General features: G+C 37.4%; 27 protein-coding genes and 1 pseudogene. 11 read left to right on the forward strand and 17 right to left on the reverse strand.

Annotated features, from left to right (window positions below; translation table 11 throughout):
• Positions 1-30: 30 nt before the first annotated feature.
• Positions 31-2,625, reverse strand: coding sequence for an ATP-dependent chaperone ClpB (gene clpB / locus QF028_RS19715; protein ID WP_429467969.1), 2,595 nt, complete (start codon positions 2,623-2,625; stop codon positions 31-33).
• 165 nt (positions 2,626-2,790) lie between these two features.
• The gene (locus QF028_RS19720) at positions 2,791-2,970 is read right to left on the reverse strand and encodes a YjzC family protein (protein WP_214999654.1); all 180 of its coding nucleotides are present in this window, start codon (positions 2,968-2,970) and stop codon (positions 2,791-2,793) included.
• A 280-nt stretch (positions 2,971-3,250) separates the two neighbouring features.
• On the opposite strand from QF028_RS19720, the pseudogene QF028_RS19725 reads away from it, so the two are divergent.
• Positions 3,251-3,944, forward strand: a pseudogene (locus tag QF028_RS19725) (Crp/Fnr family transcriptional regulator).
• Between the two features lie 61 nt (positions 3,945-4,005).
• Here QF028_RS19725 and QF028_RS19730 read toward each other — a convergent pair.
• The 3 genes from QF028_RS19730 to QF028_RS19740 form a co-directional block, all read right to left on the reverse strand.
• A complete protein-coding gene (locus QF028_RS19730) occupies positions 4,006-4,737 on the reverse strand; it encodes a YwiC-like family protein (RefSeq protein WP_429467972.1) in 732 nt (243 codons plus the stop codon).
• A gap of 324 nt (positions 4,738-5,061) precedes the next feature.
• On the reverse strand, positions 5,062-5,610 hold the full coding sequence (gene mobB / locus QF028_RS19735) for a molybdopterin-guanine dinucleotide biosynthesis protein B (protein ID WP_429467974.1): 549 nt from the start codon (positions 5,608-5,610) through the stop codon (positions 5,062-5,064).
• Positions 5,598-6,863, reverse strand: coding sequence for a molybdopterin molybdotransferase MoeA (locus tag QF028_RS19740; protein ID WP_429467977.1), 1,266 nt, complete (start codon positions 6,861-6,863; stop codon positions 5,598-5,600). Before QF028_RS19740 ends, mobB begins: the two co-directional genes overlap by 13 nt.
• Before the next feature lie 240 nt (positions 6,864-7,103).
• Here QF028_RS19740 and ric point away from each other — a divergent pair, with 240 nt between their 5' ends.
• Positions 7,104-7,799, forward strand: a complete 696-nt coding sequence (gene ric, locus QF028_RS19745; protein ID WP_429467979.1) for an iron-sulfur cluster repair di-iron protein — start codon at positions 7,104-7,106, stop codon at positions 7,797-7,799.
• Positions 7,800-8,077: 278 nt separating this feature from the next.
• Here the strand turns inward: ric and moaA are convergent, their stop codons facing one another.
• Positions 8,078-9,094, reverse strand: coding sequence for a GTP 3',8-cyclase MoaA (gene moaA, locus QF028_RS19750; protein ID WP_429467982.1), 1,017 nt, complete (start codon positions 9,092-9,094; stop codon positions 8,078-8,080).
• Between the two features lie 363 nt (positions 9,095-9,457).
• Here moaA and QF028_RS19755 point away from each other — a divergent pair, with 363 nt between their 5' ends.
• Positions 9,458-10,156 (forward strand): Crp/Fnr family transcriptional regulator, encoded by a 699-nt coding sequence (locus tag QF028_RS19755; protein WP_429467984.1) that lies wholly within the window; start codon positions 9,458-9,460, stop codon positions 10,154-10,156.
• 81 nt (positions 10,157-10,237) lie between these two features.
• On the opposite strand, the gene QF028_RS19760 is transcribed toward QF028_RS19755, so the two are convergent.
• A complete protein-coding gene (locus tag QF028_RS19760) occupies positions 10,238-11,362 on the reverse strand; it encodes a TIGR04053 family radical SAM/SPASM domain-containing protein (RefSeq protein ID WP_429467987.1) in 1,125 nt (374 codons plus the stop codon).
• Between the two features lie 398 nt (positions 11,363-11,760).
• Positions 11,761-12,069 carry a metal-sulfur cluster assembly factor gene (locus tag QF028_RS19765; protein ID WP_088086048.1) on the reverse strand — a complete coding sequence of 103 codons (309 nt, stop codon included), beginning with the start codon at positions 12,067-12,069 and terminating at the stop codon, positions 11,761-11,763.
• A gap of 278 nt (positions 12,070-12,347) precedes the next feature.
• Here QF028_RS19765 and QF028_RS19770 point away from each other — a divergent pair, with 278 nt between their 5' ends.
• The 3 genes from QF028_RS19770 to QF028_RS19780 all read left to right on the forward strand — a co-directional run bounded on the left by QF028_RS19770 (position 12,348) and on the right by QF028_RS19780 (position 13,615).
• Positions 12,348-13,163: a Cof-type HAD-IIB family hydrolase gene (locus QF028_RS19770; RefSeq protein WP_429467989.1), complete on the forward strand. Its 816-nt coding sequence runs from the start codon at positions 12,348-12,350 to the stop codon at positions 13,161-13,163.
• A gap of 112 nt (positions 13,164-13,275) precedes the next feature.
• Positions 13,276-13,428, forward strand: a complete 153-nt coding sequence (locus QF028_RS19775; protein ID WP_168242474.1) for a hypothetical protein — start codon at positions 13,276-13,278, stop codon at positions 13,426-13,428.
• Position 13,429: 1 nt separating this feature from the next.
• The gene (locus QF028_RS19780) at positions 13,430-13,615 is read left to right on the forward strand and encodes a DUF3813 domain-containing protein (RefSeq protein WP_214999668.1); all 186 of its coding nucleotides are present in this window, start codon (positions 13,430-13,432) and stop codon (positions 13,613-13,615) included.
• A 48-nt stretch (positions 13,616-13,663) separates the two neighbouring features.
• On the opposite strand, the gene QF028_RS19785 is transcribed toward QF028_RS19780, so the two are convergent.
• A complete protein-coding gene (locus QF028_RS19785; protein ID WP_429467992.1) occupies positions 13,664-14,506 on the reverse strand; it encodes a YitT family protein in 843 nt (280 codons plus the stop codon).
• Positions 14,507-14,630: 124 nt separating this feature from the next.
• On the opposite strand from QF028_RS19785, the gene QF028_RS19790 reads away from it, so the two are divergent.
• Positions 14,631-15,491: a DegV family protein gene (locus QF028_RS19790; RefSeq protein WP_429467995.1), complete on the forward strand. Its 861-nt coding sequence runs from the start codon at positions 14,631-14,633 to the stop codon at positions 15,489-15,491.
• Positions 15,492-15,531: 40 nt separating this feature from the next.
• Here the strand turns inward: QF028_RS19790 and QF028_RS19795 are convergent, their stop codons facing one another.
• Together QF028_RS19795 and QF028_RS19800 are read right to left on the reverse strand one after the other, a co-directional pair.
• A complete protein-coding gene (locus QF028_RS19795; protein WP_024028473.1) occupies positions 15,532-15,663 on the reverse strand; it encodes a DUF3941 domain-containing protein in 132 nt (43 codons plus the stop codon).
• Between the two features lie 67 nt (positions 15,664-15,730).
• Positions 15,731-16,594: a CvfB family protein gene (locus QF028_RS19800; RefSeq protein WP_429467998.1), complete on the reverse strand. Its 864-nt coding sequence runs from the start codon at positions 16,592-16,594 to the stop codon at positions 15,731-15,733.
• A gap of 136 nt (positions 16,595-16,730) precedes the next feature.
• Here QF028_RS19800 and QF028_RS19805 point away from each other — a divergent pair, with 136 nt between their 5' ends.
• Together QF028_RS19805 and QF028_RS19810 are read left to right on the forward strand one after the other, a co-directional pair.
• Positions 16,731-17,228, forward strand: coding sequence for a YajQ family cyclic di-GMP-binding protein (locus QF028_RS19805; RefSeq protein ID WP_088086042.1), 498 nt, complete (start codon positions 16,731-16,733; stop codon positions 17,226-17,228).
• A 113-nt stretch (positions 17,229-17,341) separates the two neighbouring features.
• Positions 17,342-18,214, forward strand: a complete 873-nt coding sequence (locus QF028_RS19810; RefSeq protein ID WP_429468001.1) for an SDR family oxidoreductase — start codon at positions 17,342-17,344, stop codon at positions 18,212-18,214.
• Positions 18,215-18,241: 27 nt separating this feature from the next.
• On the opposite strand, the gene QF028_RS19815 is transcribed toward QF028_RS19810, so the two are convergent.
• Both QF028_RS19815 and asnB read right to left on the reverse strand, forming a co-directional pair.
• Positions 18,242-19,753, reverse strand: a complete 1,512-nt coding sequence (locus QF028_RS19815) for an alpha-amylase family glycosyl hydrolase (protein WP_429468003.1) — start codon at positions 19,751-19,753, stop codon at positions 18,242-18,244.
• A gap of 114 nt (positions 19,754-19,867) precedes the next feature.
• A complete protein-coding gene (gene asnB, locus QF028_RS19820) occupies positions 19,868-21,715 on the reverse strand; it encodes an asparagine synthase (glutamine-hydrolyzing) (RefSeq protein WP_429468005.1) in 1,848 nt (615 codons plus the stop codon).
• A gap of 222 nt (positions 21,716-21,937) precedes the next feature.
• On the opposite strand from asnB, the gene QF028_RS19825 reads away from it, so the two are divergent.
• The gene (locus QF028_RS19825) at positions 21,938-22,501 is read left to right on the forward strand and encodes a DUF2777 domain-containing protein (RefSeq protein WP_168242466.1); all 564 of its coding nucleotides are present in this window, start codon (positions 21,938-21,940) and stop codon (positions 22,499-22,501) included.
• Between the two features lie 45 nt (positions 22,502-22,546).
• Here the strand turns inward: QF028_RS19825 and QF028_RS19830 are convergent, their stop codons facing one another.
• A complete protein-coding gene (locus QF028_RS19830) occupies positions 22,547-23,575 on the reverse strand; it encodes a ThiF family adenylyltransferase (protein ID WP_429468009.1) in 1,029 nt (342 codons plus the stop codon).
• Between the two features lie 242 nt (positions 23,576-23,817).
• Here QF028_RS19830 and QF028_RS19835 point away from each other — a divergent pair, with 242 nt between their 5' ends.
• Complete coding sequence (locus tag QF028_RS19835; RefSeq protein WP_429468011.1) at positions 23,818-25,650, forward strand: aldehyde ferredoxin oxidoreductase family protein; 1,833 nt, start codon at positions 23,818-23,820, stop codon at positions 25,648-25,650.
• A gap of 83 nt (positions 25,651-25,733) precedes the next feature.
• Here the strand turns inward: QF028_RS19835 and QF028_RS19840 are convergent, their stop codons facing one another.
• From QF028_RS19840 to QF028_RS19850, 3 genes are all read right to left on the reverse strand, one after another.
• On the reverse strand, positions 25,734-26,006 hold the full coding sequence (locus QF028_RS19840) for a hypothetical protein (RefSeq protein ID WP_429468014.1): 273 nt from the start codon (positions 26,004-26,006) through the stop codon (positions 25,734-25,736).
• 1 nt (position 26,007) lies between these two features.
• The gene (locus QF028_RS19845; RefSeq protein WP_088086034.1) at positions 26,008-26,280 is read right to left on the reverse strand and encodes a ubiquitin-like small modifier protein 1; all 273 of its coding nucleotides are present in this window, start codon (positions 26,278-26,280) and stop codon (positions 26,008-26,010) included.
• Positions 26,281-26,409: 129 nt separating this feature from the next.
• A complete protein-coding gene (locus QF028_RS19850) occupies positions 26,410-26,769 on the reverse strand; it encodes a YisL family protein (RefSeq protein WP_410882151.1) in 360 nt (119 codons plus the stop codon).
• Between the last annotated feature and the right edge of the window lie 90 nt (positions 26,770-26,859).

Consider the following 26,859-nt stretch of genomic DNA (forward strand, 5'->3'; position numbering starts at 1 on the left):
ATCAAATGGATGACCTTTTTCTATAGGTATCTAATGAACCGATAAAGTAATCTCACCGTCGTTAATATTTATTTCCACTCTGGACTGATCATGTAACTTGCCAGCGATAATTTCACGTGCTAGCTTGGTTTCAATGTTTCTTTGAATAAATCGTTTTAAAGGCCTTGCCCCATAAATTGGATCAAATCCATTTACGGCAATGAATTCTTTTGCTTCTTCATTAATGATTATATCAATTTGTTGATGTTTTAACCGATTTTGAAGTTCTCTCATCATTTTGGCAACGATATTCTTTATTTCATCCAATGATAGCGGCTTAAAGAGGATCGTCTCATCGATTCGATTTAAGAACTCAGGACGGAAATGTCCCCGTAATTGACTCATCACTTTATCCCTTACCTTTTCAGAGATTTCAACCTCGGTTTCACTTCGTTCTAGTAAAAAATGTGAGCCAATATTAGAAGTCATTATAATAACTGTATTTTTAAAGTCAACGACACGCCCTTTTGAATCTGTAATTCTTCCGTCATCAAGCGCTTGTAAGAGAATGTTAAATACCTCAGGATGAGCTTTTTCAATTTCATCCATTAAAACAACAGAATATGGTCTTCTCCTTACTGCTTCCGTCAACTGTCCGCCTTCTTCATAGCCAATATAGCCTGGAGGGGCTCCAATTAGGCGGGACACAGCATGCTTCTCCATATATTCAGACATATCGATACGTATAATATGTTCCTCACTGTCGAATAAAGACTCGGCTAATGCTTTCGCTAGCTCAGTTTTCCCAACACCTGTCGGACCTAAAAATAAAAATGATCCAATTGGTCGATTAGGATCCTTAATTCCAGCACGCGCCCTGAGTACTGCATCTGCCACTAAATTTACTGCCTCATTCTGGCCGATGACTCTTTCGTGTAGGATGGATTCCAATTTTAACAGCTTTTCTCTCTCCCCTTCTACTAGCTTAGAAAGAGGTATTCCTGTCCATCTTGATACGATATTGGAGATTTCTTCTCCGGTAACTTCTTCACGAAGCAAACGTTCGTCTTTAGCAGTTGCCGTTTCGAGTTCCTTTAGTTCTTTTTCTGCTAACGGAATCTGACCGTGGCGAAGCTCTGCCGCTCGGTTTAAATCGTATTTATCTTCAGCTTGTTGAAGCTCCCTGCGAAGTTTTTCCAGTTGTTCTCTTTTCTCCTGCAATTTCTGTATACTTTGTTTCTCTTGAAGCCATTTTGCCTTCATTTCATTGGCTGTTTCTTTTAAATCAGCTAGTTCTTTTAGGAGTGCCTCCAGCCTCAACTTGCTCCCCTCATCAACCTCTTTACTTAAGGCAGCTTCTTCAATTTCCAATTGCATAACCCTGCGTGTTACCTCATCTAATTCGGTAGGCATTGAATCTATTTCAGTACGTATTAAAGCACAAGCCTCATCGACTAGATCAATTGCTTTATCAGGCAAAAAACGATCGGTGATATAACGATCAGATAATGTGGCTGCAGCAACCAAAGCATGGTCATGAATTTTAACACCGTGATGCACTTCATATCGTTCTTTTAACCCTCTTAAGATTGAAATGGTATCTTCAACGTTTGGTTCTTGAACCAGTACCTGCTGAAATCTACGTTCAAGCGCTGGATCCTTTTCAATATATTTTCGGTGCTCATCTAGAGTAGTTGCTCCAATACAATGAAGTTCACCACGGGCCAGCATTGGTTTTAACATATTACCTGCATCCATCGCGCCTTCCGTCTTACCGGCTCCTACGATCGTATGAATTTCATCAATAAATAACAATATTCGTCCTTCACTTTTTTTGATTTCATTTAGGACTGCTTTCAATCTTTCTTCAAACTCACCTCTAAATTTGGCTCCAGCAATTAACGCACTCATATCCAATGAGAAAATTGTTTTATCTTTGAGTCCTTCCGGTACATCTTTCCTAACTATCCTTTGTGCCAACCCTTCCACAATTGCAGTTTTCCCTACACCAGGTTCACCTATTAAAACAGGATTATTCTTTGTTTTCCTTGATAATATCCGAATTACATTGCGGATTTCAGAATCACGGCCAATAACTGGATCCATTTTTCCTTCTTTAACCTCAGCAACAAGATCCCGTCCATATTTTTTTAGTGCTTCGTATCCTACTTCTGGATTTTGTGATGTCACTCTTTGGTTCCCCCTAATTTCTTTAATTGCTCGCAAAACTTTGTCTGGTTGAATTCCAACGTTTTGTAAAAGCCTTCGCATTTCTGAATCCTTCGCGTAGACAGCAGCTAACAGAATATGTTCAACCGATAAATACTCATCAGAAAACTTTTTGGCAAACTCCTCGGCACTGACAAAAAGTTTTTGCAGCTTGGCTGTGATATAAAGTTTTCCCTGTTCAACCCCACTTCCCGTAACCTCTGGTTTTTTAGCAAGAGCCTCATTAAGGTTCTTGCTAATTTTTTCAGGAGGGATACCTGACTTTTCTAATATAGAAGAAATGAGACTATCTTCTTGATCCATTAAACATAAAAACAAATGGGGTTCATCAATCTCTTGATGATTTTTTTTGACAGTAAGCGACTGAGCATCCATTAGCCCCTTTTGTAACCTTTCTGTCATTCGATTCATGTCCATTTTTTAACACACCCTCTTTGACCAATTTTGACCTTTTCATTTATTATAAAACTTCATATATAAAAAGTAAATTTTGCAAAGAAGAAAAACAGCAAAAATTGCCCACTAACGCAAGGCGCAGGCAAAAGAAAAAGCCATCCCATGGATGACCTTTTCCTTATTTATTTATGGTTTCCGCTGATATGTCCAAACACGTTCATCATTTGATGTTTCAGGAAATGGATCTCCTGCTTTTAGTCTTATTTTTTTGGGATTATTAACATTGCTTTCCGTGTCACCGATTTCAACATACACACCATTATTAGGTGCTTTTTTTCCTGATTTAAACTGATGATTTTGACCCATTTTTTTCCCTCCTTCTCTTCTACATCTTTATTATTACCTTTTTGTTAGCGGCCCATTATTGGAATTTTTTGCAAATTATCTTATTAGTCGACATTATTTCCTAAGAAATACGCAAAGATTCTTTAAACTTTTGACGATTGTATGAACTTATCACTCATTTGTTGCTAATTATTCTTTGTTAACAATATAATTATAGTATTATCTAGCAAATTAAACCTTGACTGTCATTTTTTAAAATCAAATGAGCATTGAATTCGTACCTTTAAAGGTGGTTATGAGTATGCAGTCAGTAAAAGAAATGCCGGTAACACTGTCCCATCTTTTTGATACCGTTCACCATATAAAAAAAATTGAAAAAGGTACCTTTTTATTTCAAGAAGGATCTGTAGCCGATGAATTGTATATTGTTCAAAGTGGCATTCTTCAAATCAGCAAGATCATCCCTGACGGAAGAGAACTTACGTTAAGAATGTGCTCGTGGGGTGATTTTGTTGGTGAATTAAACTTATTTTCCCCTTCTTCAAGATATTTATTAAGTGCACGTGTTGTCGAGTGTGGTGAAGTAGCCGTTATTATGAAAGACACGCTTGAGGAAAAACTCTCACAAAATCTGGCACTTTCATTTGAATTCATTAAGTGGATGAGTCAGCAATATCGAAAAACACAAACCAAGTTTCGTGATTTGGTTCTTCATGGAAAAAAAGGGGGCTCTTTATTCCACACTTATTCGAATTACAAATAGTTATGGAATTAAAACCAATAAAGGAATATTAATTGAATTACCACTAACCAATCAAGAGTTAGCCAATTTTTGTGGTACATCAAGAGAAGTAGTAAATCGCTTGTTGAGCGATCTACGTAAGGCCGGTATCCTGTCAATAGATAAAGGAACAATTACTATTCATGATTTAGAGTATTTAAAACGGGAAATTGATTGTGAAGATTGTCCAACCGAAATCTGTAAAGTTGATTAGAATTGCTGCTGGCAAACAACTTAAAATAAAGCAAAAAAATCGGTCATATCGACCGATTTTTTTATTTTAATAAGATTATTTTAATGGCCATGATCGTAAAGAATATAGCTGAATTTATTATTTCGTAAATGCCAATTTGTTTAGGCGATAATGGTTTCCCATAAAATATAATAGCTCTCAGAAGACTTGGGATAAATGCTATTGAAACGATCCAAAAGCCAACTCCGAACCACACTGCCACTAAAAGAAAATGGTAAATCCATGAAATCCATTTAAATTGGGTATTCTTCTTCTCCCTAATCATTGTTTTGACATAAAAAGTACAGCCCACAAAAAACAGGACCGAAGTTACAAAGGTGAAAACAAGCGTCTCTATATTCATAACACCGTGTCCTAAATAACTGCTTGCTAATCCAGCAACTGAAAAGGCAAAAATAGCAGAGAGATCATTCATAAAAGCACGGTCTTGATTTTTGGAAGTAAAGTAAGCATTTATTATAAAAAACGGAATCATTAGAAGACCAAAATAAAAAATAGTTGGTCTTTCCAATAGTGGAATAAGTAAAAGTAATAGGGATGGAATCATATATACAAGTGTCCATTTAGTATACAACTGAAGTTTTTTCTTTTTAAATAAAAGAAGTATCGCATAGGTCGCCAAGTATAATAGGAGCCATCCAAAGAAAAATGGAACATGCTTCCACATAAACCCTCCTTCAATGACACCAAGCCAAAAAGGGATGATTAGCATTGCCCATGCACCATGTTGTTTCGGTAAAAATAACTTCATCATTTTCACTCCTCTTCCTTGACTAACCTAAATATAAGCCAGCTAAGCGGAAAAATAAGTGAAACACATCACATAATTACAGTAAAAAAGAAGGACTCCGCCTTCTTTTTGTGACAAATTTGTTTAGGTTAAAATGGAAGTACAGCAAATCTATCTCATCTACTAGGTAACTTCAATCATCTCTAGGTCGGTTATCTGATGAGTGATTGCTGTATTTCCATTAAAGACCCATAATTCTATTTTAACAAACATTATATCCCCTAATTTGTATTGTAGAGTATATCCATATTTCAAGCTGTGACAAAAGTAACAGATTTGACAATTTTATTAACTTTTTTGATCAATATTATGAACAAGCTCCTGAAGTACTTGCGCAGTCCAGATTAATGCACCTTCATCGTTGATATGAAAGCTGGGCACATTGATTCTTGATGTGATTTGCTTCTGCATTTCTTCTTTCCAATACACAATTGCAGAAACATTACTTACGGTATCTAACAAAGAAAGGTCACTTTCATCTCTTAATAGCAGTAACTTCGGGAAAGACTTAAACTTATAGCCTTCGATTAATATTACATCTGGATGAAAGAATTTCATTAACTCGATCTGATCTTCTAGTGATGGATAGAAATTGTCAGCCTGTAACATTAAACTTCCATCTCCTTCAACAATCGAGGCAAGAGCACCTGCATTTAGATGTTTTTCTGTATCTTTCTGCGGCAGAGCTGCCAGCCTTCCTCCATGACCATGATGCTTAATCGTAACTGTTTTAAGTCCTTTTTTTACTAAGTCTTCGATCATTTTGGCTGTTATGGTGGTTTTACCACTATTTTGATAACCAACCACTTGAAAGACCACAGGCTTTACCACGGCCACATACTGCCAACCTGGTCTTCAAGCAGGAGGACATCCACTTCACTTCCGGCTGTAAAGCCTCTAGTTCCGCCTGGAAGAATCATCAACGAATTCGCTCCAGAAAGGCTCATAATAATGTTAGACTTGTCAAGTCCACTCGGTGTTGCCTTTAGTCTTCCTGCATCAATAAATGTGGAACTTCGGACAAACCTTGTAAATGGATTGGCTTTAGGAAAATCGACTTCTAAAAGTGCTTGCTCTTTACGAAGGTGAGGTTTTTCTGAAAAAAGCATCCTACGGATAATTGGGCGTGCAAACAATTCAAAGCCTACATAACAAGCCGAAGGATTACCCGAAAGTCCAAAGAGAAGCTTCCCATTGTGCTGTGCAACCGTCGTCACACTTCCAGGTCGCATGGCAACCTTATTAAAGAAAACCTCTGCCCCAAGCTTTTCATAGATAGCAGGCAGATAATCAAAATCCCCAACTGAAACCCCGCCGGTGGTAATTAATAAGTCTACTTCATTTATTGCTTTTTGGACTGCTTCAAAGCAAGTGTCAAATTCATCAGGAAGCTTTCCAAAATAGTGAACAATGCCTCCCGTTCTTTCAATTTGGGCTGCAATCATATGTGAATTACTATTACGAATTTTTCCTGGAACTAAGGCTTCATTTACTTCTAAAAGCTCTGTCCCTGTTGCAAACAATCCAACACGTGGCTTTTTCGCAACGGACACTCGTTCATATCCAAACGTTGCAAGCATGGCTTGAATTCCAGGATTTATCAATGTACCTTTTTTCACCAAAACCTCACCCTGCTTGGCATCTTCACCACTGAACGAAACGTTATCACCCTTTTTAAAGCTGCGTTTAATGGACATATATGGGATTCCATTCTTTTCGTAAGCCTTAGCCACCTCAAACATAACGACAGCATCTGTTCCCACAGGCATCATTGCGCCAGTCATAATTCTAACAGCTTGGTGCTCCCCAATTACTTTAGTAGAAACCATTCCCGCGCCGATGTGATCGACCACTTCAAATTCAACTGCATTGGATAGCGAAGCCTCTCGTGTATCGATTGACCTAACAGCAAAGCCATCATACGGTGCACGGTCAAAATGGGGGACATCGCTAGTTGCGATTAAATCCTCCGATAAAAAGCGGCCAAAGCTTTCATTTATCGAAACTTGTTCGGTCACACCAAGTAATTGATATTCCATTATGCTTTTGACCGCTTCTCCAATTGGTATCGGTCTTCTTCTTTCGAACAAAATAATCAGCTCCTGCCTTAAACAAATATCTATTCATTGTGATATGTACTAATAGTCATCGACTAATCAACATTATAAGCTTATTAAAAACTAACTAACATATCAAATGTCACAAAATAAAAGAATCTTGCCAAAAAATATAAAATCATAGGGAATGTGTGATTCTGGTCACCTAGTTTTTTTCTATTTTGCATTATGATTAGGTTAGATTTAATCTTGGACTTTGGGAGGAAATTAAAGATGAGTTTCACAATTACAGCCAATTCATTAGTTAAAGATATTGTTAACGAATTACCTAAAACAAGTGATGTTTTCAAAAAGAACCGAATCGATTTTTGCTGCGGTGGTAATATCCCATTAACTGAAGCAGTTGCTCAAAATAAGCTTAACCTTAATACTTTGTTAGATGAATTAAAAGAAGTTTTTGAAAAATACGAAAACACCGAGAAAGATGTTGAGGTTTGGACTAATTCTGATTCAACTACAATTATTGATCATGTTATTTCAAACTACCATCGTGTATCTGAAGAGGAACTAACTATGCTAAGTCCCTATGTAACGAAGGTTTCACGTGTCCATGGAGATAACCATCCAGAGTTACTAAAGGTTTATGAACTCTTCTATGAATTCAAAAAAGAATTGATGGAGCATATGGAGAAAGAGGAAGCTGTTGTATTCCCATTAATTAAACAGCTTACGGATGGAACCGTGGAGAATCGTGAAGAAGCAATTGCAATGATTGTTGAATTAGAAAAAGAACATGATCATGCCGGTGAAATTTTAAGAGAGATCCGTGCAGTAACTTCTGACTACACTCTACCTCTGGATGCATGCGGTACGTACCGTTTAGTATATGCACGCTTGGAAGCGTTAGAAGGATTAACCTTTATGCATGTGCATCTTGAAAACAACATCCTATTTCCTAGGTATCTTTAATAAAATCAACAGTCCGCTTTTCTTAAAGCGGGCTGTTTTTTTGTAGAACAAAAGGCGCAAGCGCCCGTTTAGCTGCGTATGGACTGGAGCGCTCCAACTGAGATAAAGGAAACACGGAGAGCGTTAGCGATTCGATGTTGACTTATCGTAGGGCGGAGAGCGAAGTCCACTAGCAGCTGGGCGCTGGAGCTGGATTCAGAGAACTATTTCAAGTTATCCACAATAAATAATTTTATAATTTCCTATCCAACAAAAAAACTCTCTTCCTGGAAGAGAGTTTAACCACCAATATAGGACATTTCTATTTTTTTACGGTTTTTGTGCGTTTCGGCTCTTCGTTCGTCTGAATATCTGTCATCTCGTCCATTCCAAATGGCGCTCACCCGCTCACGGATTTCTTCATCAGAGGCACCGTTTCTCATAAAATTACGGATATCATGCCCATTCCCATTAAATAAACAAGTAAAAATCTGACCATTCGCTGAAAGTCGAGAACGAGTGCAACTTGAACAAAACGATTCCGAAACAGATGTGATAAATCCTACATTCACATCTTTATCTTTATAGCGGTACACCTTCGCCACTTCTCCGTAATAGGCTGGGTCAACAGGTTCAAGATCAAATTGTTCTTTTAACAAATAATATATCTGTTTTTTTGTAATAACATCATCCATTTTCCAGCCGTTCGTGGAGCCAACATCCATGAATTCTATATAGCGAAGCTCTAGACTGTTCTCCTTGCAGTACTCTGCCATTGGAATAATTTCAGTATCATTCAAACCTTTTTTGACAACCATATTAATTTTGACCCCAAGACCTGCTTGTTTCGCTGCTTCAATGCCTTCCAAAACTGGCCCAGTTCCAACCCCACGCCCGTTAATTTGGCCAAACAATTCATCATTTAAGGTATCAAGGCTGACATTTACTCTTTTGAGTCCTGCTTCCTTTAAATCTTGGGCAAATTTCGGCAGGAGCACACCATTCGTCGTTAATCCGATATCAAGTAAGCCCTCAATAGCTGACAGCTTCTTAACAAGAATGGGCATATCTCTACGAAGAAGAGGTTCTCCTCCTGTTAGGCGAATTTTTTCCACACCCAAACTAACAAATATTTTCGCTAGTCGTTCGATCTCTTCATAGGATAGCAAAGCACTTTTAGGAAGAAACTCAAAATCAGGACCAAATTGATCTGCTGGCATACAGTATTGGCAACGGAAATTACATCGATCAATCACAGAAATTCTTAAGTCATGCAATGGTCTATTTAATTTATCTTTAATAATGGTTTTTTCCATTCCATATCAACTCCATTATTTTAAGGAACCTAATGATATTCAGTGTACCAGTCTTTAGATAAAAAAACTGTTACTTTATTCACTATAACAATACTTTTTAATACAATTCTAATCTTAGCAGAAGTTTTACAATCTATAAATAACTGTTTTGGAAAAAAATTTCGTCTACAGATTTTATTCATTTAAACGATAATTCTAATGGAAAATAAATAAACATGATTAATTTCATATGAGTTTTCACTATATTGTCATTGTTTACTTCTTCTTATTGGTTCCTAATGAGATAAAATGGTACTAACAAACTAAACATTGATCACGATGGAAAATAGATGGTTGTTAATATGACACATTGAGGTGAAGCTGATGACAGCAATAATGAAACCAACTCATTCAATTGAAATAAAAGAATTGCTTAAATTTGCAGACCGGAAATTTAAAAGTGAAAAAGGAAGCTTTTTATTTCAAGAAGGAATGCTTGCGGAAGAACTTTACATTATCATTTCCGGCAAAATTCAAATCAGTAAAATTACCTCAGATGGCCGTGAACTTTCATTAAGAATTTGTGGAGAAAATGATATATGCGGGGAATTAACCCTATTTACTGATAACCCAAGATATTTATTAAGTGCAATGGTTCTTGAAGAAGGAGAAATCGTAGCAATAAAAAAGGATATAATCGAAAGTGAGATTTTCCAAAACAGTAAGCTTGCTTTTGAATTTATGAAATGGATGAGTGATCATTTCCGGAAAACACAAACAAAATTTCGCGACCTCGTTTTAAATGGAAAACGAGGTGCCCTTTTCTCAACTCTTATCCGTATGTCGAATAGTTATGGTATTCAAAAAGATATTGGGATCTTAATAGACCTGCCGTTAACCAACCAAGAACTTGCCAACTTCTGCGGTACTTCACGTGAGAGTACAAACCGTATACTTAGTGAACTAAAAAAAGATAAAATCATTTCAGTTAAAAAAGGAAAGATCTCAATATTGGATTTACAATACTTAAAAAATGAAATCGACTGTGAAAATTGTTCTGCCGTTTATTGCAGTATCGAATAGGCTGGCCTTTACTTATTGCAGTTATCAATATACGCAAGGCTGTCTCACTATAATGAGGCAGCCTTTTATTATCGGTTTTAATTACTGTTCTTGCTTTTCTCTTAATGATTTAGGAATATAGACGCAGAATGGCTCGCTTTCTAAATAATCTCCAGTCATTGCATAAGCTCTAGACCTTGATCCCCCGCAAACATAACGGAATTCACAGATACCACATTTCCCTTTAAAAAGATCTGGGTTTCTTAGTGATTGGAAAATTGGTGATTCACGATAAATTTCAGCTAATGGCGTTTCCCGAATATTACCAGCTTTAACGGGTAATAGTCCGCTTGGATATACATCGCCAATATGGGAGATGAAAACAAAACCATTACCATCATTAACACCTTTTGGTGCTCGCCCTAAACCATCGATAGACCCTGTTAATCCTTTTTCTGTTAATGCGCTTAAATACTCAATCTCATCTGTTGTTTCCTTCGCTTCGCGCATTTTTTGTTGAATCACAACACGTCTGTAGTGCATGGCTTCTGTTGTTTTGATATCAAAAGACACGCGCTTACTTAAATCATATAGCCATCTGAATACTTTTTCATGTTGAACTGGAGAAATCATATCTGATTGTTGACCTCTTCCTGTTGGCACTAGAAAAAAGACACTCCATAACACACATTCTAAATCTTCAACCATTTTTGCCATTTCATCAAGGTAGTCAATATTGTAACGGGAAATCACCGTATTAATCTGAATGGGTAATCCAACTTCATGCAAATATTTTATTTTTTCCATGGTAAGGTCAAATGATCCAGCTGTTCCTCTAAAATGGTCATGAATCTCAGCCCTAGGACCATCAATACTAAATGCCCAGCGAGCAAGACCTACTTCTTTTGCTTTTTCAATTGCTTCCTTTGTTACATTTGGTGTCGCGCTTGGGGTCATTGATACCCGTACGCCTTTTTCAACTGCATATTTCGCAATATCAAAAACATCTTCTCTCATCAGTGGGTCTCCGCCAGTAAAAACAAGCATCGGATTGTTCATTTCATATATTTGATCAATTAGATTTTTTCCTTCTTCAAAAGATAATTCACGTGGATCCCTTTTATACTGTGCATCGGCACGGCAGTGCAGACACTTTAATTGACAAGCTCTAGTGAGTTCCCATATTACGATAAAAGGGTCTTTATTAAAATCTCGGCTAATAGCCATATGAAACGCCTCCTAATAACGGCTATTCAAATCCAACAGCCTTATTAATCTGTATTATAAAGGTGTTTATATTTGAAAAAAGTGAACTATCTCACATTCTGTAAGCTAGATATGTCTGAATCGTGAAGAATAAGAAAAGCGTAAGCGCCCGGGGTAGCGGCGTAAGGACTGGAGCACTTTGACTGAGATAAAGGAAACACGGAGAGCGTTAGCGATCCGATGTTGACTTATCGTAGGGAAAAGGGCGAAGTACACTAGCCGCTGGGCCCTGGAGCTAGACAGTTATCTAAGTTCAAATTTTTCAACTTTCTTATTTTGAAATAAAAAAACAGCAGAAAATCTGCTGTTTCTAAAAAATACGCTTATTTTACTGAGAGTTCAAAAGCATCTAATTAAGCTTAGCGAATTCCTAATGCGATTTTCGCATAACGTGACATCATTTCTTTATTCCATGGAGGATTAAAAACAATATTTACTTCTACTTCTTTGATTTCCGGAATGTCAGCCAATGCCCGTTTAACCTGGTCAACAATTGTTCCAGCAAGTGGGCAGCCCATTGAAGTTAACGTCATTGTAATCGTTACGTTTCCTTCTTCATCCATTTCAGCATTATATACTAATCCTAAATTAACAATATCTACCCCTAGTTCAGGGTCAATTACTAGTTCTAAGGCACCCATGATATTTTCTTTTAGTTCTTCATTCATGTTTGATCCACTCCTTCATTATCTTTGTCCCACTCTATTATAGCAAATTATCAAGCATACCAAGATTGAGACTTAGTTAAAAAAAGTATTTAGTTTTTTTATATCATTTGGTGTGAATTTTTTTACAGTTTAGATATAAAATTGTTAACATAGTAAATATAGGAATTAATAATTCCACTAAGTATTAAATTCATAATTGCAGTGTAACATGTATATAAATTTTTTCCTAAAGCGACGCACTTTATTAGCGATGAAAATTATAATTAGAAGGAGTTATTATGACAGATAGACACTTAATTGCATTAGATTTGGATGGGACATTATTAAAAGATGATAAAACGATATCATTAAAAACACACGGAATTATTAAAAAAGCAAGAGAACAAGGTCATATCGTTATGATTGCAACAGGAAGGCCTTATCGTTCCAGTGAGATGTACTATCGGGAATTGGATTTGGACACTCCGATTGTCAATTTCAATGGAGCATTTATGCATCACCCTCGAAAACCTGACTGGGGATTTTATCATGAACCTCTTGATATAAAGGTTGCAAAAGAAATTGTGGAAGCGTGCAGAAGTTTCCACTTCCATAATATAATTGCCGAAGTAATCGATGATGTTTACTTCCATTACCATGATGAAAAGCTGTTAGATATTTTCAACTTTGGCAATCCAAAAATCACTACGGGAGACCTGGCAAATTATCTAAATGATTCACCCACGAGTTTATTAATTCATACGGAGGAGGATCAATTAAAGATAATTCGCGAACACTTATCGGCTGTCCATGCAGAAGTTATCGATCATCGCAGCTGGGCCGCTCCATGGCATGTGGTTGAAATTATAAAGGTTGGCTTAAGTAAGGCCGTGGGGTTAAAAAAGGCTTCTGATTATTATGGTATTCCCGCTGAGAGAATTATTGCGTTTGGCGATGAAGACAACGACCTTGAAATGCTTGAATATGCTGGGCATGGGATTGCCATGGGAAATGCAATCGACAAAGCGAAAAATATTGCTAATGACGTCACTTTAAGTAACGAAGAAGATGGTGTTGCTCAATATTTGGCGGATTTGTTAAATATAAAATATTAACACCCATTTCGCCATTGTTTACCTAAATGAACCTTACCATTTTGGTACATACTATTTTTTGAGGCAGCGTTGCTGTTTCAATATGAGCTATGAGCATATTGGAGGGATTCGAATGGGTAAACGAAACAAATCAAAACGCTTTGTCCAGCAAGGAGTAGATACGGTTAGTAAGCATGCTGAACGTATTCCTTATCACATGACATACGCTGAAGCGGAAGCTCAGAAGATGTCCAATGTGCAAGAATCCTCGCTTGGAGGAATATAACATGGGAAACCAATTGTTCCAAGAAGCACGAAGATTTGTTGAGATGGCGAAGTCTGCCGACCCAGCTGATCTTGATTCTGCTGTCGCGAAAGCTAAAAATGCATTAAGTTCTGCTTATGCAAATTCGACTGTAGCAGAGCAAGCACAGCTCCAACAAATGCAACAAGAGCTTGAACAGATGAGTTAAAAGGAAAAGCGGAGGCACCTAAGGGCGCTTCCGCTTTTCTTTTTAACTCTATTCCTTACGAAAAAATCCATAGATATTGGTTGTTTGAATGATATTTGTAAAGGCATTGGGATCCACATCCTTAAGGATCCTTTCCAAATCAAAGAGCTCATAGCGTGTAATGACAACCATCAACATTTCTCTTGCTTCGTTTGAAAACGCACCTTTTGCTGGTAGAATCGTGATTCCTCTTACAAGTTTTTCTTGTATCGCTTTTTTCATGCCATCAGCCTTTTTGGTAATAATTATTGCAGTGAGTTTTGCATGTCTAGTATGAATGGCGTCAATCACTCTTGTCGAAGTATATAAAGTGACAAGTGTATAAAGGGCTTTCTCCCAGCCATACAAAAATCCAGCTGTTATAATAATCACCCCATTTATAACCAACATATAGGGTCCGATCGGCTTGTCTTTCATTCTCGATAAAACCATTGCAATGATATCCACTCCGCCTGTTGAGGCCCCCCATTTTAACGTAATCCCGACGCCAACAGCTTGGATGACACCACCAAAAACAGCATTTAGAAGGATATCATTCGAAACTTGTTTAATAGGAATTAGTATTAAAAACAACGAGGACAGGGCAACACTTATAAAGCTATAGACGGTAAAGGATTTCCCTACCTTTTTCCAGCCTAAAATGGCCACAGGAATATTCAGCAATAATAATAAGAACCCTAGTGAAACATGGATAGGAGTATAGTCACTTAACACCTTTGAAAGTAGTTGCGCTATTCCAGTAAATCCACTTGAATAAATATTTGCCGGTATTAAAAATAAATTCATCGCTAACGCACCTAACAATGAACCCGCTGCCACCACTGCCAGTTTTTGCACCTGAAGCCATATCATTTCAATTTCCCCCTTTTTATTTGATTGTCAGTCCATTAATACTTTTGTCGTGATTGCTAATTGTATTTTTATGGTGAAACCGATAAACTGAAACTATAAATTAGCCTGAAAGCAGGTGAGCTTCATGCAGGTAAGAATACTAGCTGATAGCGCATGCGATTTACCAAAAAGTTTTTATGAAGAGAATCATGTTACTTTATTTCCTTTAAAAGTCGAGATTAATGGAAAAGAATTTGAAGATGTAAAATCAATTGATCCAAACACCGTCTATGAGGCAATCCGTAATGGTGTTGTTCCAAAAACATCTCAAGTCTCCCCACTTCTGTTTGAGGAAGTATTTACCGAAATGGCAGAAAAAGATGAAGATGGGATATACATAGCTTTTTCTTCACAATTATCTGGTACATATTCAACCGCTGTTATGATTCTTGACCAAGTGAAGGAAAAATATCCAAATTTTAAATTAACAATTGTCGATACAAAATGTGCATCGCTTGGATCTGGTCTTGTAGTTAAAGAAGCAGCATCACTCGCCATGAAAGGTGTCGGTAAAGAAACAATCTTAGAAGATCTTGTTTTTAGAAGCCAACACATGGAACATCTTTTTACTGTTGAAGATTTAGATTATTTAGCAAAGGGTGGCCGAGTATCAAAAGCATCTGCTTTCCTCGGCGGATTATTGAACATTAAGCCCATCTTAAATGTAGAAGCCGGAAAACTTGTTCCAATTGAAAAAATACGTGGGAAGAAAAAAGTAATGCGCCGTATCATCGAAATCATGAAGGAACGCGGGGCAAATATGAAAGACCAAGTGATTGGGATTAGCCAAGCTGATTGTGAAGAAACTACATTAGAAATGAAAGCACTGATTGAAGAAGAATTCCATCCGAAAGAGGTATTCATTTCTTCCATTGGTTCTGCCGTTGGGTCACATACAGGTGCAGGAACAATCGCCATTTTTTTCTTAAATCAAATGCCTTCTTAATAATAAAAAAATGAGTGAGGTGCGCACCTCACTCATTTTTCTATTTATGGTCTGTCTGCTTGGAGTATTGATTTTTTCCAGCTTGACGATTTTTTTCGCGCATCATATTCTTTTCATGGCGAAGGGCATTGTTGTCTTTTGCTTTTTTATCGTTGTCTGATGTGTGTGGCATATCCTTACCCCTTTCAAATAGATTCACTTTAGTTTCTGTCAATTTGAAAAGAGTATGTAAAAACACATTAATCTTTCTTTACATATGTCCAGTTGCCCTCTTGGTATACCCTGCCTTCTTTCATGAGCTTTCCAAGTGCCCGTTTGAAGGCACCTTTGCTCAAATCGAAACGATCCTTAATATCTTCAGGCATGCTTTTATCGTTATAGGGCATGGCTCCATTTCTGCTCATTAGATATTCATATATCCGTTCCGCATCTAGATCCTGTGATTCCTCTTTCCTTGCTAGTAAAGAAACATTAATCGTTCCGTCTTCCTTAACGTCAATAATCCTTCCCTCAACCTTTTCACCTATCCGTGGCTCTTCTGGTCTTTGTGATTCATGAATGAAACCTTTGAACCCTTCTATTGTATAGATCCAGCTGCCTACTTTAGCTGTACGATAAATATGTCCCTGCACATTTTTATTAAAATTTTCTCTTGTTGCTTTTACGGAAATGGATTCAATTACTTGGTCACTGGCAAGCTTCGCGTAAAGAAGGTAATTGCTGCTTAGCTTTAAAGTTATGTAGACTAAATCTCCTGGCTTCGGCCATACGGACTTATGCACAGGCAAATCATCGATTCCTAACAAAATATCCTTTGGAAGTCCTATATTGATAAATACGCCAATTCTGGGATTTATGTCCGTTACTTTAACCCAAGCATATCGTCCAATCGCAACCTCAGGAATAGTGGTTGATGCAGAGATTCGACCTTCTGAATCAACATAAAGAAACACCTCAACCTGATCCTCTTCTTCTAATTCTTGATTGGCTTGATTTATATGCAGCAAAACATCTTCATTACCGTCTGTTAAAAAATAGCCAAATGATGCTTTACGGGTGACTGTTAATGTGGTTGTTTGACCAATAAGTTCATTTAAAGACATATATAACTCCTTCTTTCTTTTTCGGAGAATTTTCCTAAGCGGTTGTTACAACTGCTATATTTTACTATAATGTACCCATAAAGGGAAACTTTAGCAGGCTGGGTTTCACATATCGTTATAAAATGGAGGTTTTGTTATGTCAAAAGATAGCTCATTTGATATTGTATCTCAAGTAGACTTATCTGAAGTTTCAAATGCGATTGCCCAAACCATGAAGGAAATTGGCACTCGCTATGATTTTAAAGGCAGTAAAAGTGAAGTCTCACTTGATAAAGAAAAAGAAGAGCTTGTTCTTATTTCAGATGATGAATATAAAATGGACCAGCTTAAAGATGTTTTATTTAGCAAATTGATGAAACGAAGCGTTCCCGTTAGAAATCTTGACTATGGGAAAGTCGAAAAAGCATCAGGCGGAACTGTTCGCCAAAGAGCCAAGCTTGTTCAAGGTATTGATAAAGAAAATGCCAAAAAAATCAATACAATTATTAAAAATAGTGGAGTCAAGGTAAAAAGTCAGGTACAGGACGACCAAGTTCGTGTTAGCGGTAAAAACCGCGATGATTTACAAAAAATTATCTCCCTCGTGCGCGAAGCGGACTTAACTGTAGATGTCCAGTTTATTAATTATCGGTAAAACAAAACGGCGGAAGGATTTAAAATCCTTTCGCTTTTTATTATCTTTATTTTTCATAATTTAACCCATTTAACTAAAACTAATTGTGAGTAAACACTTGGAGGTTTTAGTAAATGAGCAACAATCAAAATAAACAAAAGAATATCTTTCCACCTCAGCATCAGAACCATCAACCTGGCATAGAAAGTGAAATGGATCCTCGGCCTATTTCAGTTGATCCTAATTATAAGCCTGGAGGAAAATTAGCAGGTAAAACAGCGATTATTACCGGTGGCGACAGTGGTATAGGAAAATCAGTTGCTATTTATTTTGCCAAAGAAGGGGCAGACATTGCTATTGTCTATTTAGAAGAGCATCAAGATGCAGAAGAAACTAAACAAATGATTGAAGCCGAGGGTCGAAGATGTCTTCTTTATTCGGGTGACATTGGCAATGAAGATTTTTGTAAGGAGACTGTCAATAAGATTCATTCTGAGTTTGGCCATTTAGATATACTCGTCAACAATGCAGCGGAACAACATCCGCAAAAAAGCTTATTGTCTATTACTTCGGATCAATTGGAAAAAACGTTCCGAACGAATATTTTCTCCTTTTTTTATATGACTAAAATGGTTCTGCCTTTTTTAAAACAAGGGGCATCCATCATTAATACTGCCTCGATTACTGCTTACAAGGGGAATGAACAATTATTGGACTATTCAGCTACAAAAGGTGCGGTTGTTTCCTTTACCCGCTCTTTAGCGATGTCTCTTGCACCTCAAGGGATTCGTGTTAATGGTGTGGCTCCAGGTCCCATTTGGACACCACTCATTCCATCGACTTTCCCCGCAGACCAGGTTGCAGCTTTCGGATCAACTACCCCAATGGGGAGAGCAGGACAACCATTTGAATTGGCCGCAAGCTATGTTTTCCTTGCTTCAGATGACTCCTCCTATGTAAGCGGGCAAATGATACATGTAAATGGCGGAGAAATTATCAATAGTTAAAAAAATGTCGGGGATTTCCCCGACATTTTATCTTCTTCGTTTCCTTATTTTATAAAGAAATAAGAAACACAACAGGTATACAACGGCTACGCTAGCAATTAATGAGAATTTGATGCCACTTTTCTCAGCTAAAACATATACCTCTGAATTATCCCGATCAAGGATTATCATGTATTTATTATCTTCACTTTTAACTTTATCTCCTGCTAACAGGCCCCGCAGCTCTTTTCCACCTTCAATTTGACTATTTGTTAACGTAACACTTTGGGATTTACTCGAATTATTGATTGCAATTATTGACGTTTCACCTTTATAAACTCGTTTATAAACTGCCATTCCCTTTTGATCATAGAGCATTTCCATTGTCCCTCTTGTTAGCGATGGAAGCTGATTTCTTAATTCACTCACCTTGGTAATATAATCAATCAGGTCCTTTTCCGCTCGAAAGCTCATTTGCCCACGGTTATCCGGGATTTCTCCCCCATTTAAAGCAATTTCACTTCCATAATAAAAGAAGGGGATTCCAGGGGTCGTGTAAAGATAAACCAATGCTGTTTTCCAGCGTGAGCCAGGGAATTGTTTCTTTGCCACAATGTCGCTCGTAAATCTTGACGTATATTCGTTATCCATAAAATTTGCCCTTAATAAGGAGTTCAGACCATTATCAGCATCCGAATAAAGTGTGCTGAAAGATTGATCCGTACCTGCAAACGTTTTTCTTAACTTTTCGCTATACGAGTAATCAACTACACTATCTATTCCAGCACTTTCATACTCTTTCAGATTAGTTGAAGTATTTTTTGACATGACTCCCAACAGAAAGAAATCCTTGTTTTCTTTCTTAACTTCAGTTGAAAAATCTGTCCAAAAGCTTACTGGAACATAATTTACTTCTGGTAGACTAAGACCATCAATATCCGTTTTATTAATCCACCATTTTGCTGCATCAATTAAGTACTTTTTTACTTCAGGGTTGTCCTGATTAAGGTCAGGCAAGCCGTCCGACCAGCCCATTTCAAGCTCCTTCTTATTTTCATTTCCAGCTAGGGTATCCTTTTTTTCATGAAACCAGTCCTGCTTATTAGTATCACTTAACCATGGATGGTCCGCGGCTACATTATTCGTAACAAAATCCATGATAACCTTCATCTTTCGCTTATGCGCTTCTTTTACAAGCGTTTGGAAAGTCTTAATTGTGCCAAAATGCTCGTCTACTTTGTAAAAATCATTCACCCAAAAACCATGGTAGCCATTCTTCGCATTGTCAACTATCGGAGTTAGTCGAATCGAAGTAAATCCCATATCATGGATGTAATCCAATTTATCAATAATACCTTGGATATCACCGCCGTTATATGCTAATGGGTCTTTGGCATTAACATCGATGTCATTTTTTCTATCCCCGTCGTTAAAACGATCTACCATGATAGAATAAACGGATTCATCCTGCCACAAACGTTCTTCCTTTTGAACAGCAGCATTTGCAGGAAATGATGAATTTAGTAATAATAGCATTAAAATAAAAGTAATTTTTTTCATAAAGTTATATCCTCCTCTAAAAAAAAGAAGAGGATATCCTCTTCCCTACATCATTTTAATCTAATCAAGTCCTTATTCCAAATTTTAATTCTTCGTTTTATCGGAAATTCATTTTTAATTTACTATGTTAATATTGTAATCCTTAAACCATGTGTGGAGCTGCACAAGATATGCCAATAACTGTGGTCCTGTCATCAACTGCCCAAACCAAGGTTCTTGAAATGAATTTCCACCAGACTTGACGATACTCTCAATCTGTTCTTTATTAAAAAATTCATGCAATGCTGAGGATTTATCTTGTAATATATTTTCCACCAGTTTTTGAACGGCAATGGTATAGGCAGGATTATGTGTTTTTGGATAAGGGCTTTTTTTCCGGTACAATACTTCCTCTGGTAATATACCTTCAAAGGCTTTTCTAAGAATCCCTTTTTCCCTGCCTCGATACATTTTCATCTCCCATGGGATATTCCATACATATTCGACAAGACGGTGATCAGCAAAGGGAACTCTGACTTCCAGGCTTGCGCCCATACTCATTCGGTCTTTCCGATCAAGTAATGTCGTCATAAAATTAATCATATTAATATAAAATAATTCTCTGCGCTTAGAATCTTCCCCGCTTTCACCCTCTAGCCTCGGGGTTTCGGCGACCGCTTGATAATACTTTTCCATGACATAGTCATTTAATTTTAATTTTTCCTGCCAATGCAATTTCAACAAATTTTGTCTTTCTGATACAGATCTCATCCACGGAAATCCTGGACGTTCTAAATCTTGTTTTCGATGGAACCAAGGATACCCCCCGAAAATTTCATCCGCACATTCCCCTGAAAGGCTGACAACAAAATCCTGTTTGATTTCCTTACAAAACCACAGTAACGATGAATCCACATCAGCCATCCCTGGAAGATCTCTGACATGTGTAGCTTCCACCAAATCATTGACCAATTGCTTTTGAGTAATAATTTTGTTATGGTGCTTTGTATTAAATTTATCCGTTATCATTTGAATAAATTTCCCATCAGCATCCGGCTGGAATTCATTTGAAGAAAAGAATTTGTCATTACCTTCATAATCGATTGAATAAGTGTGTAACTGCCCCTTATTTTGGTCCTTGAATCCTTTTGCGGCAATGGCCGTGATGATGCTAGAATCTAGTCCGCCAGATAAAAAGGTACTTAGAGGAACATCGGAAACAAGCTGCCTTGTTACCGCATCTGTGACTAAATAACGGACCTTTTCTGCTGTTTCTTCCACATTATCCTTGTGTTCACCACTTTTTACATTCCAATATCTCCAAATTTTTAAACCATTTTTTGAAAATGTTAATGCATGGGCTGGTCTTAGTTCTTTAATCCCTTTAAAAACACCAGAACCCGGTGACCTGGAAGGGCCGATTCCAAAGATCTCAGCAAGCCCCTCTTGATCAATCTCTGTTTTCACTTCTGGATGGGCTAAAATAGCCTTGGTTTCAGAAGCAAATAAAAGCCCCTTCTTGTGTTCTCTGAAAAATAATGGTTTAACCCCTAAGCGGTCACGACCAATAAACAGCTGTTCCTTCTTACGATCCCAGATGGCAAATGCATAAATCCCATTTAAGTAATTTACACACTCTTCCGCCCATTCTATATAGGCAGATAATAGAACTTCTGTATCAGAATGACCTTTAAATGAATATCCTTTAGTATGGAGAACTTTGCGGATATCTTCTGTATTATATAATTCCCCATTGTAGCAAATGGTGTAATCGAAGCCGTCTTTTTGTTTGGACATTGGCTGCCTTCCCCCTTCAGGGTCGACAACAATAAGTCTCTTATGGCCAAAAGCGACATGTGTCTCAGACCAGATGTTGGTCTCATCAGGTCCTCTTTTTGCCAGTGTATTTGTCATTTTGGTAAGTGTACCCGCCTCGTTCTTAAGTGATTTATCAAAATTTATCCAGCCTGTAATACCACACATTTCCTATCACACTCCTCATTAACAGAACTGCTGTACATGAATTCATGTTTTTATAGTATTCAGCCCATGGGAAATGGTTAATTGTCCGAATAGAAAAGCGGAGGTCGATGGAGTAAGCCAACAATTCATATGATTTAAAAGATAATACTTTATCTTTCAGTTATAAAATTTCATGAAGATGTCTAAAAAGAATATGATAGCATCTGGGCACGGAGGTTAATAATGAATCGACAACAACGAATGAGACTTTACGATTTTCAGGAAAGAGCATATACAGAAGGAACTGTTGAACAAATTAATGAACAATGGATTTTTTTTGATGAGGAAACAGAAGAAGCTGAAATGTTAGATGATTACCTTCAGCAAGAAATAGAAGTCTTCCGAATGAATCGTTGGAAGAAAGGTAAATTGTATGAAACAGGAAAGGTCCGAATTGGAAACGAAGCAACGATGCTTCGTAACCATGATTTAGTAAGAATTAGGAAACATTTAATTTATTCTCTTGAGCGGCTTTTAGATGGGATTAATGATGATGCTTTTTTTCAATTCGTTACCACTTTGAACTCGTTAAACTTTTCTATTTACGATTGCATCTATTGTTACAACCATTTATCCTTCTTATCGGACGAAAATCGAAAGGATGGAGTTAATTTTTTGGTTTTCGATAATCAAGAGCAAATTTGTAATGTCCAGCACCACTTTTGTTACTTTGAAAAAGTTAATGATCGATTTGAATTTACATTAAATACCGGAAAACGATTAGTGATCGAAAAAATGATATCATAAGAAAAAGGCTGGGGCAGCTCCCACGCCTTTTTTTTTGGTACCAATTTAGTTCCCGATGTATTTTGAATAAAGCAATTTTGCTTGGACCACATCATTTGTACCATGAATCAATACACGTGCATCTTTAAATACGACAATAGAAATATCTTCATCAGGAGTAAAACGGATTAAGTAGTCATTTCCTGATACTTTGCCACTTTTCTTGAGATTCGCAGCCAACTTTTTTACATCTAAGTCGCGATTATTTCTTGGATTGATTTGGACTGTATTACGCCCACAAAGTGTCGTATAGGCGACCTGGAGTTCCGAGGATCGATCTAAAAAATCAAATTGATGATTCACACATGTCGGACAATTAGGATTTCTCCCCTCCGAAATATCCATTTGCATGGTGGTATAATCCCAAATATCAATTTGTTCTAGATTAGGTGTAGTCTTTTCATCAATTAATATTTTCATTGTTTCCATGACTTGAAAGGAACCGATAATATCTGTCAATGGTGACAATACGCCAACTGTATCGCAGGTTTCCCCCGTCCCAGTTGGGACATGTGGAAAGAGACAGCGGTAGCAGGGGGTAATTCCGGGTTTTATCGAGGCAAACATGCCTCTTGAACTAACAGCAGCACCATGAACCCAAGGAATTCCGTACTTTACGGCCACATCATTGATTAAAAAACGTGTCATAAAATTATCAGTGCCATCAACGATACAATTAAAATCCGTTAATAATTCTTCCGCATTATCTAGGTTTAAATCAGCGATTACTGCATCGACTGTAACAGTAGAATTAATTCGATTTAATCTTTTTTTTGCAGCAATTACCTTTGGGAGCTGTAATCTTGCATCCTCTTCATCAAAAAGTGTCTGCCGCTGCAAATTTGATAGTTCAACCAAATCCCTATCAATTAACCTTATATAGCCAACCCCTGAACGAACCAGATGATTTGCGATTACCGTGCCAAGTGCACCAACTCCGACAATTGCCACTTTGCTATTTTGCAATTTTATTTGTCCTGACTCCCCAATCTGTTGAAAAAGAATCTGTCTTGAATAGCGTTCTAAATCACTCATGATCCACCTCTTTCCTAAGTTAAACTGTAATCATGAACCGCAAAAGAAAAGTTATATTACTATTATCTTACCAAATTATTTTTGATTGTCTTTGATAAATAATTTAATTTTAAAAATAATGAATAAGAGATATAATAAATATTGGGTTTTAGTATAATTTGGGAGGAATCTCTTATAACAATATCTAATATTATAAGAGATTAGTATATATTTTTTTAATATGGAAAAGAGGGGGAAAAACTTTGAATCTAGGCGGTTTTAAAAACAAAGAAGTATTAGTCGACTTAACAAATGGTGTGGTTGATTACAGAGGAATCAACCACGATGATGCAGTTAAGTACATAGGTGGTCGTGGCCTAGGGGTTAAGTATGTTTTAGATAATGGCCCTGAAGTCGAGCCATTATCTGCAGAAAACATCATTTGTATTATGACAGGCCCTGTCACAGGCTCACGTTCTTCGATGAGCGGACGTCTTTGTGTTGTTACTAAATCTCCGCTGACTGGCACTGTAACGGATTCACACATCGGCGGGTGGACTGCAGCGCGTCTCAAATGGGCAGGCGTGGATAATATTATTTTTTCAGGAAAAAGTGACAAGCCTGTATACCTATTTATTGAAGATGGTAAAGCAGAGCTTTGTGACGCTTCAAACCTTTGGGGAACTAGCACACGAGCCTTTATTCAAGCAATGAAAGACGAACACGGTGAAGAGGACCTAAGTGTTATGACGATTGGTCAAGCAGGTGAAAACACCGTCCGCTTTGCTGCATTTATTAATGAACATGACCGTGCTGCAGGCCGTGGTGGTACAGCTGCTGTTGCGGGCTATAAAAAATTAAAAGCAATTGTTATCAAAGCCGCTCAAAAAGGCAATATGCCACAACCAAAATTAGATACCGATTACAAAGATGCCAATAAAAAAGCTGTAAAGGCGATCCTTGATGGCGGCTTAACGGCTCCTAATAAAGGCGGATTATCCGTATATGGAACAAATGTATTAACCAACTTGATCAATGAAGTGGGAGCGCTTCCAACAAAGAACTCCCAATTAACACACTGGGATGAAGCAGAGAAACACAGTGGTGAATATTACAACACTAATTTACGTGTTGCTAACAAGACCTGTCATGCCTGCCCGGTTGGTTGTAAAATTGAAGTAGAAGTAAAAGATGGGAAGTATAAAACACGAGTAGAGAGCATTGAATTCGAATCCGCTTGGTCGCTTGGCTCCAACTGTTTATTAAGTGATGCAGAAGCGATTTCATTTATGATCGACCGCTGTAATGAATATGGGCTTGATACAATTGAACTTGGACATTGTTTCTCCGTTACAATGGAAGCTTTTGAAAAAGGAATTATTACCGAGGAACTAATCTGGGGCGACGCCGATTCAATGATTGAATTAACAAAAAAAATCGCCTTCCGTGAAGGATTTGGCGGCGTACTTGCTGAAGGGCCTGCACGTGCAACTGCACTTTGGGGTGCACCTGAATTATCAATGTCTGTTAAAGGCCAATCCATCCCTGCCTATGATCCTCGCGGCATTCAAGGTATTGGACTTGGTTACGCTACAAGTAACCGCGGTGCATGTCACCTTCGTGGGTACACTGTAGCCAGTGAAATTGCTGGTATTCCTGAACCAACTGACCGCTTAAAGCCAGAAGGAAAAGGCGAATTACTAAAAGTATTCCAAGATATGCTAGCATTCTCAGATTCTATGAATATTTGTAAGTTCTCATCCTTTTCAGAAAACGCAGAGCATTATGCGGAGCAATACAGTGCAATGACTGGAGTTCAACTAACAGCTGAGGATGTTATGAAGGCTGGGGAAAGAATCTATAATCTTGAACGTTATTACAACAATCTTGCAGGCTTTAATAAACGTGAAGATGACTTCCTTCCAAAACGTTTTACAGAAGAACCGGCGTCTGGAAACAGTGCGGGCCATGTAAGCCGGATGGATATCATGTTAGAAGAATATTATCAAGTTCGCGGCTGGAAAGACGGACTCGTAACAGATGAAAAGCTTCGTGAATTAGGAATTATCGATCCTGAAGTAAAACAACCTGTCTAAGACATTACTTAAGAAAGCTTCTGCACAAATGCAGAAGCTTTTTTTAATACGTAGGTTTTTGACATCGCTAACGCTATTCTTAATCAGCCGCCAATTCTTGTTGTTTTATAGCGGTAATTTTTGATTAACACATCTAAAGCATGATCGTCCTTTGCACAAAATCGCACTTGGACGGTATTCACCTTAAAACTTGAAGTAAAAGAAATTTCCTCTTCCGAAAGTATTTGTCCCTTCCAGTTATCCGCCTCATAGACGTAAGGAAACCTATCTGTTCTCTGTAAAGCACCAAGTTCTTTAAAATACATGCCAAGATGTTCAATACTAATACCACGAAACTCTAATTCTCTGATAACCATATCAGCCACCTGCAACAGGCGGAAAAAGAGCAAATTGATCCTTTTCTTCTACTTTTGTCTGAAGGTCATCAAGGTGGATGATATTTCTTCCGTTTACATAGACATGAACAAATGGAAGCAGTTCCTTTTCAGTTGTAAAGATTTCATCTTTTAATAGTGGAAACATTTCTATCATTTTATCAAGTACATCTATTACCCGTTCACCATCAGGCTGAACGTCTACTGTTACCCCACCGCATATTTGCCGGAGATTAGCAAACACTTTTACGAGCATATGAATCCTCTCCTTTCTACTTATTTCAATATTAAGACCAAACTAAGCAGTTGTCACTTTGTTTATTATTTTTGCAAATATAAAAAGGCTGACGAAGTGTTCGACAGCCTTTACTAGATAACGCTAAGATTATGGGTGTAAAAATGACATTGGTAATTTTGCAAAGCCTAGGTATAATACAAGCACCCATGCAATGATAAACTGAATCCAGAATACAGAAGTTCTTCTGTTATTAGCCACACGTCCAAGGATCATTTCAAATAATCCGATTATCCATAGACCTACAACCGCTTTTAAAATATACCACACGTCAATTCTGTAAACCGAAAACAGAAGTCCTACACCTGTTGCTATTATAACTAAGTATAATACTCGTAAGATCATTTGTAGAATTTTAAATCCTTTTGCTTTTCCACTTTTATGTAAGGAAATTGCAACGAAAAATAAAATTAAAGCTAAAACCCATGCAGTGATATGACCGTGAATCAATACAGTACCTCCTAATGAATGAAATTCATTTATTTCGACCTTATCATACCATAAAACATTAATAAAAACGAAAAAAGTAAGTCAATCTAG

The organism is Neobacillus sp. B4I6 (assembly GCF_050434045.1).
Classification (GTDB): domain Bacteria; phylum Bacillota; class Bacilli; order Bacillales; family Cytobacillaceae; genus Neobacillus.

Bases quoted from the DNA above. Each gene is read 5' to 3' on its own strand.
- clpB (WP_429467969.1), bottom strand. From the start codon at position 2,625: ATGGACATGAATCGAATGACAGAAAGGTTACAAAAGGGGCTAATGGAT.
- QF028_RS19720 (WP_214999654.1), bottom strand. From the start codon at position 2,970: ATGGGTCAAAATCATCAGTTTAAATCAGGAAAAAAAGCACCTAATAAT.
- QF028_RS19730 (WP_429467972.1), bottom strand. From the start codon at position 4,737: ATGATGAAGTTATTTTTACCGAAACAACATGGTGCATGGGCAATGCTA.
- ric (WP_429467979.1), top strand. From the start codon at position 7,104: ATGAGTTTCACAATTACAGCCAATTCATTAGTTAAAGATATTGTTAAC.
- moaA (WP_429467982.1), bottom strand. From the start codon at position 9,094: ATGGAAAAAACCATTATTAAAGATAAATTAAATAGACCATTGCATGAC.
- QF028_RS19755 (WP_429467984.1), top strand. From the start codon at position 9,458: ATGACAGCAATAATGAAACCAACTCATTCAATTGAAATAAAAGAATTG.
- QF028_RS19760 (WP_429467987.1), bottom strand. From the start codon at position 11,362: ATGGCTATTAGCCGAGATTTTAATAAAGACCCTTTTATCGTAATATGG.
- QF028_RS19765 (WP_088086048.1), bottom strand. From the start codon at position 12,069: ATGAATGAAGAACTAAAAGAAAATATCATGGGTGCCTTAGAACTAGTA.
- QF028_RS19770 (WP_429467989.1), top strand. From the start codon at position 12,348: ATGACAGATAGACACTTAATTGCATTAGATTTGGATGGGACATTATTA.
- QF028_RS19775 (WP_168242474.1), top strand. From the start codon at position 13,276: ATGGGTAAACGAAACAAATCAAAACGCTTTGTCCAGCAAGGAGTAGAT.
- QF028_RS19780 (WP_214999668.1), top strand. From the start codon at position 13,430: ATGGGAAACCAATTGTTCCAAGAAGCACGAAGATTTGTTGAGATGGCG.
- QF028_RS19785 (WP_429467992.1), bottom strand. From the start codon at position 14,506: ATGATATGGCTTCAGGTGCAAAAACTGGCAGTGGTGGCAGCGGGTTCA.
- QF028_RS19790 (WP_429467995.1), top strand. From the start codon at position 14,631: ATGCAGGTAAGAATACTAGCTGATAGCGCATGCGATTTACCAAAAAGT.
- QF028_RS19795 (WP_024028473.1), bottom strand. From the start codon at position 15,663: ATGCCACACACATCAGACAACGATAAAAAAGCAAAAGACAACAATGCC.
- QF028_RS19800 (WP_429467998.1), bottom strand. From the start codon at position 16,594: ATGTCTTTAAATGAACTTATTGGTCAAACAACCACATTAACAGTCACC.
- QF028_RS19805 (WP_088086042.1), top strand. From the start codon at position 16,731: ATGTCAAAAGATAGCTCATTTGATATTGTATCTCAAGTAGACTTATCT.
- QF028_RS19810 (WP_429468001.1), top strand. From the start codon at position 17,342: ATGAGCAACAATCAAAATAAACAAAAGAATATCTTTCCACCTCAGCAT.
- QF028_RS19815 (WP_429468003.1), bottom strand. From the start codon at position 19,753: ATGAAAAAAATTACTTTTATTTTAATGCTATTATTACTAAATTCATCA.
- asnB (WP_429468005.1), bottom strand. From the start codon at position 21,715: ATGTGTGGTATTACAGGCTGGATAAATTTTGATAAATCACTTAAGAAC.
- QF028_RS19825 (WP_168242466.1), top strand. From the start codon at position 21,938: ATGAATCGACAACAACGAATGAGACTTTACGATTTTCAGGAAAGAGCA.
- QF028_RS19830 (WP_429468009.1), bottom strand. From the start codon at position 23,575: ATGAGTGATTTAGAACGCTATTCAAGACAGATTCTTTTTCAACAGATT.
- QF028_RS19840 (WP_429468014.1), bottom strand. From the start codon at position 26,006: ATGGTTATCAGAGAATTAGAGTTTCGTGGTATTAGTATTGAACATCTT.
- QF028_RS19845 (WP_088086034.1), bottom strand. From the start codon at position 26,280: ATGCTCGTAAAAGTGTTTGCTAATCTCCGGCAAATATGCGGTGGGGTA.